The sequence below is a fragment of the Thiorhodococcus fuscus genome, from assembly GCF_042682685.1.
Classification (GTDB): domain Bacteria; phylum Pseudomonadota; class Gammaproteobacteria; order Chromatiales; family Chromatiaceae; genus Imhoffiella; species Imhoffiella fuscus.
This window is the reverse complement of sequence record NZ_JBHUHX010000016.1, coordinates 100,600-112,394: the sequence shown is the minus strand read 5'-3', so window position 1 is coordinate 112,394 and position 11,795 is coordinate 100,600. Positions and strand designations below refer to the sequence as shown.

The window sequence follows — 11,795 nt, the reverse complement described above, 5'->3', positions numbered from 1 at the left end:
AACAGGGAGGGACAAAAATCCCTGGAGACCGTCTTACCGCGCATCCCCTCGCTCGACCCAGGCCGGAATCAGTGGCCAGGCATCCCGCATCTTGGCGTGTAGCGCGTCGGAGCCTGGCTCGAAACGCCGCAGCAGGTTCCAGAAACGGCTCGAATGGTTGGGCTCGCGCGTGTGACAGAGTTCGTGGAGCATCACGTAGCGCACCTGATCTGGCGGCAGGAAGACCAGCTTGCAGTTGAGGCTGATCTGGCCGCGCGAGCTGCAGCTCCCCCAGCGGGCGCGCTGATTGCGCACCGAGACCCCGGTGAATCCCAATCCCGTTTCGCGCGACAAACGGGTCAACCAGGGCTCGAAGGCGGTGCGGGCGTACCGCATCAGCCAACGACGCAACACCTCCTGACAGGTTGAAACGTCCTCGACCGCGCCGGACAGGCGCAGCAGTCCAGGCTCGACGACGTCCACCAGAACGCCGCGTCGAACGCCCGGACCATATTCGATACGCCAGGTCTCGTGCAGCGCCCTCAGTTCAAGCCCGGCCGGGCGCTCGGACCGTCCCGTGCCGATCCGCTCGCGCATGCGCTCGTATTCGGGCAGGTGACGGGCGACCCAGGCCGCCTTGGCCGAAACCATCTCGGAAACATCGGCCAGGGTGAGATCCGCCGGAACCGTCACCACAAGACCGTCGCGGGCGCTCAGGCGAAGCCGTAGCGAAACCGAGCGGACCGAGCTTCGGATCCGATACTGGATCTGTCGCCCGTCCGGAAGCACCAGATCCGCCGAAACGGGCAGCCCAGTCCCCATTGTTCTCCTGGACCGCTTCACGTCCGGCCGGCACTCAGAACACCCAGGCGATCAGCAGGGTGAGCACGAGGAAGAAGGAAAAGAAAGATCCGAGCATGAACTGGATCTCGCCGAGCAGACCGTCGCCCGCGACCAGCGCGAAGAGCACGAACAGCCCGACGGTGACGCCGAAGCCCCATGGAACCGACGCCTTCAGCCCCATGCCCTCGTCGAGCGTCGCCACGGCCGGCGCCGCCGCAGGCAGAACCAGCAAGATCAGCGCTGCCAGCAGCAGCACGGCCACGAGCAGCAGGATCCCAAACAGTTTGAGGTCGCCGCGATTGTCGTTTCCCATGGACCCTGGCCCGCCGCTCAACCGTTGACCAGATCGCGGATCCGGCCCGGATCGGGCAAACCGCGCACCACAAGCTCGGGATCGTCGCCGGCGGTGAAGATCTCGACGTCGCCCGCGTTGACGATCCGCTGAAAGAGGCTCTGACTCACTCGCACGCTGCGCACCGACCCCATGCCGATCTCGGTGTACTGCTTGCTCAACAGACCATGGGTCCAGATGAGCTCCTCGTCGGTGACGACCAGACGGTCCGCGCGGGTGGAAACCCAGGAGACGAGGAACTTCAGGGTCGCGATGGCGAAGACGGCAATTCCGGCGACCTGCACCATCTTCGGCTCGAACTGGCCGGAGAACTGCGGCGGTATGAACTGAACGCCCGACACCGCGACCAGAAGTCCTCCCGCCATCAGCAGCAAGGTGATCAGGGTTGCGAAGGGGCGGGTCCGTAGGAGCGAGGGGTGCGCGTCATAGCTGGGCTCGGACATGGAATTCTCCGTTGAAATCATGAAAAAACGAGAACCTGTTGAGAAACCGGAATGGCGTGAAGGCCGATTGCCGTCCACCGGCAGCGTTGGGCGACGAAGAACGGTCGCTGAGGCTGGGGATACTAGCAGCAGGCGCGACCCCGAGAAAGCAACCGACAAGACGCAGGGCCCGGCTATAATCGGCCCCCATGAAACCCCAATCGCTCCTGCAACTCTCGCCCGGACCCATCCGCTCCCGACTGTTGCGCGACCTCATCCTGCTGGTCGCCTTCACGGTCGGTCTGCTGGTCATGATCAACGTGCTGCTGATCGACGATATCAAGCACGACCTGGCCGGAACCCGAATCGACAACGCAACCGCCATGGTTCGCGACGAGGTCCGCAACCTGCTGCTGCCGGTGCAGCAGCAACTGCTCATCGTGCGCGACGGCCTGGCCGGCGCCAACCTCGAACCGACCGACGAGCAAGGTCTCACCGAACGCCTGGTTCCGACGCTCGCTCACATTCCGCAGATCGCCGGCACCGTCGACGCCTCGGCGGACGGACAGGAATATTTTCTGCGTCGCGATGGCGATGGCTGGCTGACCCGAGTCCGCGAGAAGGGCGATGGGAGTCAGTCGCACCTCTCGCACTGGAACGCCAACCTGCTGCGCAAGGACCGGCAGGTCGAGAGCTTCAGCGAAGATCCGCGCACCCGCCCCTGGTTCAACCAGGCCCTGAAACATCCGGACCGGGTCGTCTGGAGTCCGCCCTATGTCTTCGCCTCGCTCAAGGTACCGGGCGTGACGGCCTCGATCGCCTGGAAGCAGGGCGAGCAGATGCGGGTCACGGCCTTCGACGTCACGCTGCAGACCATCGTCCAGGCGATCGAGCGTCTCGACATCGCCCCCGAGGGACAGGGCTTCCTCTTCAGCGGCAGCGGCGGGGTCTTCGTGCCACCGCCTCAAGACGAGCACCCATCCTCCAGCGATCGCCACGGCGAGGGCTTCTTCTCGGCCCTGTCGCGTCTCGGCGGCCCACTCCAGTTCGATGCCGTGTCCGCCTGGAAGGAGGCGGGCCAGCCGACGCAGGATCTGATCCGCTTCCACAGCGGCGGCGAGGACTGGTGGGGCGGCTTCCGTCCGCTCACCAGCGACCAGGAAGGCGTCTGGATCGGCGTCACCGTGCCCGTGTCGGCCACCATCACCATCCTGCAGAACCGCTGGCACATCATCCTGCTGACCGCGCTCGGCATCCTCGCCGCCAGCCTCAGCCTGGCCATGCTGGTCGTGCGCCGATACAGCCGCCAACTGCGCGATCTGCCCAAGCTCACGATCAACCGCCGGCATCCCGATCAGGACCTCCGCGAACTGATCGCCTCGGGCGAGGGTCCGCATCTGGAATTCAAATCCACCATGCGGATGAACCTGCACAACAAGACCCCAGGCAAGGAGATCGAGCTGGCCTGGCTCAAGGGCGTCGCCGCCTTTCTCAACACCGAGGGCGGCATCCTCCTGATCGGCGTCGCCGACGACGGCACCGTGCTGGGGCTGGAGGCCGACAAGTTCGAGAACGAGGACAAGTGCCAGCTGCACTTCAAGAATCTGCTCAACCAGCATCTGGGCGCCGAGTACGCCCATTCGGTGCGGTTCTTCCTGCTCGACTTCGAGGGACTGCGGATCGGCGCGGTGGAATGCGAGCGTGCCGACGCGCCTGCGATCCTGCGCGATGACAAGAAGCGCGAACTCTTCATCATCCGCAACGGCCCATCGAACATCGAGCTCCCGCTCAGCCGCGCGCTCAAATACATCCGCAGCCGCTTCTGACACGCGTCCACTCTCTTTAACCATTCACTGCACGCTCGATACACACTCGCCCCCTATTCTGAGAACCGTCGGAGCCGGAGCGCTCCACCCATTCGGGTCGATCCCGGTCACGAGCCACAAGGCCCACCCCGGAATCGCCCGCACACACTCGGTTCGAGAGGAATACCGTATGAAAGACCCACGCTTCCAAACCCAGATCGCCGCTACTGTGGGAGGCATGTTGCTCGGTTTCGCGCTGATCGGGGCGAGCGCTGCGTATGCCAAACCGGACATGGACATCGACTCGCGCATCGAACGCATGGCCGACCAGTTCGACCTGACCAACGATCAACAGTCCCAGATCCGCACGATCCTGGAAAACGCGCGCGTGCAGCGTGAACAGCAACGCCTTGAGGTCCGAGAGCAGATCGAGTCCGTGCTCACGAGCGAACAGAAGAGCAAACGCGACTCCAGGCTCAAAGAGCGCATGGATCGTCGTCTGGAACGTATGACCGACCGACTGGATCTTTCCGACGAGCAGGTCGCCAAGATGAAGGCGCTCTTCGAGGAGGCGTCCAACAACCCGGATCTGACCAAGACCGAGGTCCGTCAGCGCATCTCGGGGATCCTGACCGAGGAACAGCGATCGGAGCTGCGTGACAATCGCCGTCCACCCCATCGGGGCGATCGAGGCAGCCGCCCCGATTGCGGCTAGAACCGCCCCCTGCAGGAACTTCGGACGCCCCGATTCACACACCCGGAGCTGGACCGGCAACCGGGCGTCCGAAGCCAGATGACACCGCCTCGCTGGCCGAGTAAAAATACCGAGGACAACCCTTGCGGCCCATGCGGCAAGGGTCTTGAGAGTCAGGATAGGAAATCTCGCTGCATGTCCCCCATCTACAAGGCTACCGTGCCCTGGGGAGCAACCAGGACGGTCCATGCAGCACCAGCAGAGACGCGACCACTTGAACGACACAACTCCATCCAGCACCGACGCCACCCACCCCACCGATTCCAGTCAGCCAAACGCGATCCGCCTTCGGGGCGTCCGCCAGAACAACCTCAAGAATCTCGATCTCGACCTGCCGCTCGGTCAGCTGACCGTTGTCACCGGGGTCTCGGGCTCGGGCAAGTCCTCGCTCGCCTTCGACACCCTCTACGCCGAAGGTCAGCGCCGCTATGTCGAGACCTTCTCGGCCTATGCCCGCCAGTTCCTCGACCGCATGGACCGCCCGGCCGCCGACCGTATCGAGGGCATTCCGCCGGCCATCGCCATCGACCAGACCAACCCGGTGCGCACCTCACGCTCGACCGTGGGGACCATGACCGAGCTGAACGATCACCTCAAGCTGCTGTTCGCGCGCGGTGCCCGGCTCTTCTGCGAGGGATGCGGACACGAGGTGAGACGGGACTCGCCCGAATCGGTCTGGAACGCACTGAGCGCCGATCCGGCATTCGCCGAGCGGCGCGTCCTCATCGTCTTCCCGGTCCAGGTTCCCGCCTCGCTCGGACTCGAGCGGATCAAGGAGATGCTGGCCCAGCAGGGATACGTGCGGCTGCTGCGCGAGGAGCCCGAGCGGATCCAGGTGATCCAGGACCGTCTGCGGCTCACGCCCGAGAACCTCAGTCGCGCACTCGAGGCGATCGAAACCGCACTGACCAAGGGACATGGTCGGCTGTTGGTCTATCCGCAGAACGACCTCAAGGAACTGGAGACACCCCGGCGTTTTTCGTCCGATCTGCACTGTCCCGACTGCGACATCCAGTACCGCGACCCGGCACCCAATCTCTTCTCCTTCAATTCACCCTTCGGCGCCTGCGAGACCTGTCGCGGATTCGGACGCACCATCGGCATCGACTGGTCGCTGGTAATCCCGGATCAGTCCAAATCGCTGATCGAAGGGGCCATCAAGCCGATCCAGTCCGACAGCTATGCCGAGGTCCAAGAGGATCTGATGCGCTTCGCCCGTCAGCGCGGCCTTCCCACCGAGATCGCCTGGCGCGATCTGAGCGATGCCGATAGGGACTGGGTCATCGAGGGCGAGGGTAGCTGGGACGCGGGCGTTTGGTACGGCATACGGCGCTTCTTCGACTGGCTGGAGGGACGCAGCTACAAGATGCACGTGCGAGTGCTGCTGTCGCGCTATCGCAGCTACGACGTCTGCCCGACCTGTCACGGCGCCCGGCTGCGCGACGAGGCGCTGGATTGGCGCATCGGCTCGACCGAGCTGACCGAGCGCATCCTGCCGACGCACGAACGCTTCCGCCACGCCCGCACCAACATGCAGGAGTCGACCTGGAACGATCTGCCCGGACTCGCCATCCACGACCTCATGCGGCTGCCGATCGCGCGCTGCCGCGACTTCTTCGAGTCGCTGCGCCTCGATGGCCCGCTCGACCAGGCGCTCGACCTGCTGCTGACCGAGATCCGCGCCCGGCTGCGCTATCTGTGCGAGGTCGGGCTCGGCTATCTGACGCTCGATCGCCAGTCGCGCACCCTCTCGGGCGGCGAGGTGCAGCGCATCAACCTGACCACCGCACTCGGCACCTCGCTGGTCAACAGCCTCTTCGTGCTCGACGAACCCAGCATCGGGCTGCATCCGCGCGACATGGACCGGGTGACCCAGGTTCTGCTCCGTCTGCGCGACCGGGGCAATTCGCTGGTCGTGGTCGAGCACGATCCACAGATCATGCTGGCCGCCGACCGCATCGTCGATATCGGCCCCGGACCGGGCGAACACGGCGGGCGCATCGTCTTCCAGGGCGCGCCGGCCGAGATCTTCGCCGCAACCGATTCGCTGACCGGCGACTATCTCGCCGGTCGCCGCCAGGTCGCCCCGCCGACGCCGGCACGCACGCCCTCGGACACCGACCGCTGGCTGCAGGTGCGCGGCGCCCGCGCCAACAACCTCAAGGGCATCGACGTCGCCATCCCGCTCGACCGGCTCGTGGTGGTCACCGGGGTCTCGGGATCGGGCAAGTCGACCCTGGTCCAGGAGGTGCTCTATAAGGCCCTGTGCCAAACCAAGGCCCACCCGGAGGGCACGCCGGGCGAGCACGACGATATCGAGGGCGATGCCGCCATCGCCGACGTGCTGCTGCTCGACCAGTCCAGCATCGGGCGCACCTCACGTTCCAACCCCGCCAGCTATGTCGGCGCCTTCGAGGTGCTGCGCAAGCGCTTCGCGGCCCAGCCTGCGGCCAAGGAGCGCGGCTACACCGCCGGCACCTTCAGCTTCAACAGCGGCGACGGACGCTGCCCCACCTGCGGCGGCAACGGCTACGAGCACCTGGAGATGCAGTTCCTAGCCGACGTCTATCTGCGCTGCCCGGACTGCGACGGACGCCGCTATCGCGACGCCGTGCTGGAGGTCCAGGTGCCGAGCGCGACCGACCCCAGCCGCGCCTGCTCCATCGCCGAGGTGCTGGAAATGACCACCACCGAGGCGCTCGATTTCTTCGCCGGGGACCGCGACCTACAACGCGTGCTGGAACCGCTACAGGCGGTCGGACTCGGCTATCTGCGCCTCGGCCAGCCGGTACCGACGCTCTCGGGCGGCGAGGCCCAGCGGCTCAAGCTGGCCGGGCACCTGGCCAAATCGGCCCGGCGCAAGGCAGGTGACGGCGGACTCCTGTTCCTGCTCGACGAGCCCACCACAGGTCTGCATTTCGCCGACATCGCGGTGCTATTGCAGGCCTTCCGCCACCTGATCGACCAGGGACACTCGCTGCTGGTCATCGAGCACAACCTCGACGTCATCGCGGCCGCCGACTGGCTGATCGACCTGGGGCCGGAAGGTGGCGACGAGGGAGGACGCCTGGTCTGCGCCGGGACGCCCGACGACGTAACCGCCCATCCGACCAGCCATACCGGGCGCGCGCTGCGAACCATGCGCCGCCAACAGGAGCCGGCCGTCGCCGAACCCCGTGCCGCAACCTATCGCGCCACGGAGCCAGGCGTCGCGGAGACCCAGACGCATGCCATTTCCATCCGTCACGCGCGCGAGCACAACCTCAAGGACCTCTCGCTCTCCATACCGCGCGGCCGGCTCACCGTCATCACCGGCGTCTCGGGCAGCGGCAAGAGCACCCTCGCCTTCGACATCCTCTTCAACGAGGGACAGCGGCGCTATCTGGAATCGCTCAACGCCTATGCGCGCCAATTCGTCCAGCCGGCGGCGCGGGCCGACGTCGACGCCATCTTCGGCATCCCGCCGACGGTCGCGATCGAACAGCGCACCAGCCGTGGCGGTGCCAAGAGCACGGTCGCCACGCTCACCGAGATCCATCACTATCTGCGCCTGCTCTACGTCAAGCTCGGCGTCCAATGGTGTCCGACCTGCGACATCCCGATCGAACCCATGACCCGTGAGGCCATCCTCGACCGCTTGCTACGCGAGCGCGCCGGCCAGCGAATCGCCCTCATGGCGCCCATGGTGGTCGCACGCAAAGGGCTCTACAAAGAGCTCGCCGCCTGGGCCGCCGGCAAGGGCTGGGAATGTCTGAGGGTCGACGGCGAGCCGGTGCCGACCGCCGACTGGCCCAGGCTCGACCGCTACCGCGAGCACAGCATCGACCTGCCGCTGGGCGAGCTCGAGATCGTCCCGGCCCAGGAATCCAGGCTGCGCGACCTGCTCGACCAGGCACTGGATCTGGGCAAGGGCCAGATACGCGCGGTCCGCGTCGAGCAGGGCCGCTGGCGCGACGAGAGCCACTACTCGACCGAGCGCGCCTGCCCCAGCTGCGGACGGGCCTTCCCCGAGCCGGATCCGCGCCTCTTCAGCTACAACTCGCGCCACGGCTGGTGCCCCGCCTGTCTCGGCACCGGCCAGGTACTGGCCGGATTCGACGCCGACCAAAGCGGCGAGGAAGGCCAATGGCTGGATTCCGGCACCGCCGATTCGCGCCCCTGCCCCGCCTGCTCGGGCGCGCGACTCAAGCCCGAGGCCTTGGCGGTCCGTTTTCGCGGTCGCTCGATCGCCGAGCTGTCCGCCCTCACCATCGACGCCGCCGCCGACCAGCTAGGCAGGCTGGAGCTGGACGCGCGCGAGTCGGCCATCGCCCAGGACCTGATCGCCGAGGTCCGCGACCGACTGGCCTTCCTAAGCGAGGTCGGGCTCGGCTATCTCAGCCTCGATCGCGGCGCGCCCACGCTCTCGGGCGGCGAGGCCCAGCGCATCCGGCTCGCCGCCCAGCTCGGCTCCAATCTGCAGGGGGTCTGCTACATCCTCGACGAGCCCACCATCGGCCTGCACCCGCGCGACAATCGTCTGCTGCTCGACACGCTCGCCCGCCTGGAGGGCAAGGGCAATACCCTGGTGGTGGTCGAACACGACGAAGAAACCATCCGCCGCGCCGAGCACGTGATCGATCTGGGACCGGGCGCCGGAACCCGAGGCGGCACCATCATCGCCGAGGGCACGGCCGAGCAACTGATCGCCAACCCGGACTCCATCACCGGCCGCTTTCTCGGACGTCCGCACGGACGCTCGCGACCGCACCGACCAGTGGACAAAACGACCGACTGGCTGACCATCGAAGGCGCGCAGCGCAACAATCTGCAGGATCTGGAGGCCCGTCTGCCGCTCGGACGTCTGGTGTGCGTAACCGGGGTCTCGGGCTCGGGGAAATCGACGCTGGTGCGCGAGGTGCTCGTCGGCACCCTGACCCATCTTCTGAGCAATCAACGAACGGCCAAGGGTCGCGCCCGCAAGGCCGAGCTGATCGGCTGCCGGGGCATTTCCGGCTGGCAGCGGCTGACCCGTGTCCTGGAGGTCGATCAGACCCCGATCGGCAAGACGCCGCGTTCCTGCCCGGCGACCTACGTCGGATTCTGGGACGCCATCCGCCGTCTGTTCGCCGCCACCCAAGAGGCCCGCATCCGGGGCTGGGGACCGGCGCGCTTCTCGTTCAACACGGCGGACGGACGCTGCCCGGCCTGCGAGGGCCAGGGCGTCCAGAAGCTGGAAATGAGCTTCCTGCCGGATGTCCGCATGACCTGCGACCTCTGCGGCGGCAGCCGCTTCGACCGCGAGACGCGCGAGGTGCGCTACCAGGGGCTCGACATCGGCCAGGTCCTGGATCTGGAGATCGAACGCGCGGCCGAGCTGTTCGCCGCCCACCGGGGCATCCGCCATCCGCTGGCGCTGCTCCAGGACGTGGGGCTCGGCTATCTGACGCTCGGTCAGCCGAGCCCGACCCTCTCGGGGGGCGAGGCCCAGCGTATCAAGCTGGTCACCGAGCTTGCCAAGGCGCGCCCGAATCCCGAAGGCACGACCAACCGCCCGACACTCTACGTCCTCGACGAACCGACCGTGGGTCTGCACATGGCGGACGTGGCACGCTTGGTCGAGGTCCTGCACCGTCTGGTCGATGCCGGTCATTCGGTCCTGGTGATCGAGCACAACCTCGATCTGATCGCCGAGGCCGACTGGGTGCTGGACATGGGCCCCGAAGGCGGCGACGCCGGAGGACGCATCGTCGCCCAGGGCACGCCGGAGGAGATAGCAGCGGCGGATGCTCTACCGACCGCACAGGCGCTGAGACGTCATCTCGACGGCTGAACGCCGCTGAAGCGCCGACGCCGGGGGCGCCGCACTCCGATCGGATCGGGCCGACCGACGTGGAACGGCCCCCGGACCTCGGAATCGGCTCCGCCCGCGCGACACCGATCCACAATCCGCTTATAGACTCTTCGTTGATCAAGACGGCACAATCCAGCCCGAACAGTCGGCGTTTGGTGTAAGGACGCGAAAATCGCGGCGGCAGGCGGACGGCCTGCCGAACACACTGACCGATGCCATCGAGTGCGAGACGACCAGGAACACCTCCATGCACACCGCCGCGACCCTCCGACATCGAGCGCCCGCCAAGAATGCGAAGACACGGCGTTACGACAAAATCCTTCTGCTGATCCTGCTCGCCCATCTGCCGGTCACCATCTTTCTGGCACCCATCGGCTATGGCACGAACGATTTCGCGCTCTCCGCCTCGCTCATGGTCGGCACCCTGACCGTCGCCGCCTATCTGTTGCTGCGCGGCACGCCATCGTTCGGGCTGATCTCGGCCATCATGCTCATGGCCTTCTCGGCCATCATGATCCAGTCCGAGCTGGGACGGATCGAGATGCACTTCCACATCTTCTGTGCCCTGGCGGTTCTCCTCATCTATCGCAACTGGGTGTACATCCTGGTCGCAGGCAGCCTCATCACCGTACACCATCTCGGGTTCACCGCCTTGCAGCTGAGCGGAGCGACGATCAGCGGCATGCCGATCATGATCTTCAGTGACGGATGCTCCTGGGGCCTCACCGCACTGCATCTCACCTTCATCGCCGCCGAGAGCCTGGTGCTGATCGCCTACGCGCTCCTGATGCGCCGAGACGAACAGGTCGCCGACCGACTGGTGGGCGCGATCTCGGCCCTGGACGACAAAAAGGATCTGACCCTTCAGATCGCCAACGACGACAAATCACCCGTGCTCAGCGCCTTCAACGACACCCTGCGCAAATTCGCCATCCTCACTCGAAGCGTCTCGAATGCCGCCGACGAGATCCGCGCAGTATCCCAGCAACTCGGGCACATCGCCCGAACGGCAGAGGAGGACATCTCGGCGCAGCACGCCCAAACCAAGCAGGCCGCGAGCGCTATCGGCGACATGTTCAAGCGCATCGAGGAGGTCGCCGCCAACACCCGATCGGCGGCGGATGCCGCCGATGCCGCCAACCTCCGCGCCTTCGAAGGACAGGACAGATTCAACCGCGCCGTGCGCTCCACCGCCGAGCTACAGCAGATCATGGTGGAGGCATCCGGCGCGATCCGACTACTGAAAAGCAACGCCGAGAGCATCGGCCTGGTCGTAGACGTGATCAGAGGCATCTCCGAGCAGATCAATCTGCTCGCGCTCAATGCCGCAATCGAGTCGGCGCGTGCTGGCGAGCACGGGCGGGGGTTCACCGTGGTCGCAGAGGAGGTCAGGGTCCTGGCGCAGCGCACCCAGGACTCCACCAAGGAGGTCCAGGACATGATCCAAAAGATCCAGGCAGGCATCGAGCGCTCCTTCGCCAAGACGGACTACGGACACCAGAAAAGCACGGCGACCTCAACGGAGATTCTCCAGGCAGGTCTCGCGCTGAACGAGATCCTGGAGTCCGTCTCCCAGATCAGCATCATGAACGACCAGGTCGCCCAGGCAGTGGATCGACAAAACCAGGCGGTCGAGAGCCTCGACAGCAGCATCCGCAACATCGCCCTCCACAACGCCAACGTGATCGAAAAGTCGAAAACCAACCTCTCCTCGGCCTCGACGCTGCAGAAGGTGTCCAAGACGCTCGATCGACTGGCGACGACCTACCGCCATTGACAGGATATGCGACCGCATTCCGGAGACGCC

Annotated in this window: 7 protein-coding genes; 4 read left to right on the top strand and 3 right to left on the bottom strand. The window is 65.9% G+C overall.

Annotated features, from left to right (window positions below):
• Positions 1–33 precede the first annotated feature (33 nt).
• The 3 genes from ACFSJC_RS08060 to ACFSJC_RS08050 are packed head-to-tail and all read right to left on the bottom strand — an operon-like array spanning position 34 to position 1,617.
• Positions 34–801 (bottom strand): M48 family metallopeptidase, encoded by a 768-nt coding sequence (locus tag ACFSJC_RS08060; protein WP_386025508.1) that lies wholly within the window; start codon positions 799–801, stop codon positions 34–36.
• Positions 802–835: 34 nt separating this feature from the next.
• Positions 836–1,135 (bottom strand): hypothetical protein, encoded by a 300-nt coding sequence (locus ACFSJC_RS08055; protein ID WP_386025507.1) that lies wholly within the window; start codon positions 1,133–1,135, stop codon positions 836–838.
• Between the two features lie 17 nt (positions 1,136–1,152).
• Positions 1,153–1,617 carry a PH domain-containing protein gene (locus ACFSJC_RS08050; RefSeq protein WP_386025506.1) on the bottom strand — a complete coding sequence of 155 codons (465 nt, stop codon included), beginning with the start codon at positions 1,615–1,617 and terminating at the stop codon, positions 1,153–1,155.
• 188 nt (positions 1,618–1,805) lie between these two features.
• On the opposite strand from ACFSJC_RS08050, the gene ACFSJC_RS08045 reads away from it, so the two are divergent.
• The 4 genes from ACFSJC_RS08045 (at position 1,806) to ACFSJC_RS08030 (ending at position 11,765) form a co-directional block, all read left to right on the top strand.
• Positions 1,806–3,422 (top strand): RNA-binding domain-containing protein, encoded by a 1,617-nt coding sequence (locus ACFSJC_RS08045; protein ID WP_386025505.1) that lies wholly within the window; start codon positions 1,806–1,808, stop codon positions 3,420–3,422.
• A 169-nt stretch (positions 3,423–3,591) separates the two neighbouring features.
• The gene (locus ACFSJC_RS08040; protein ID WP_386025504.1) at positions 3,592–4,116 is read left to right on the top strand and encodes a Spy/CpxP family protein refolding chaperone; all 525 of its coding nucleotides are present in this window, start codon (positions 3,592–3,594) and stop codon (positions 4,114–4,116) included.
• A gap of 226 nt (positions 4,117–4,342) precedes the next feature.
• On the top strand, positions 4,343–9,967 hold the full coding sequence (gene uvrA, locus ACFSJC_RS08035; protein WP_386025503.1) for an excinuclease ABC subunit UvrA: 5,625 nt from the start codon (positions 4,343–4,345) through the stop codon (positions 9,965–9,967).
• 268 nt (positions 9,968–10,235) lie between these two features.
• Complete coding sequence (locus ACFSJC_RS08030) at positions 10,236–11,765, top strand: methyl-accepting chemotaxis protein (RefSeq protein WP_386025502.1); 1,530 nt, start codon at positions 10,236–10,238, stop codon at positions 11,763–11,765.
• Positions 11,766–11,795 lie beyond the last annotated feature (30 nt).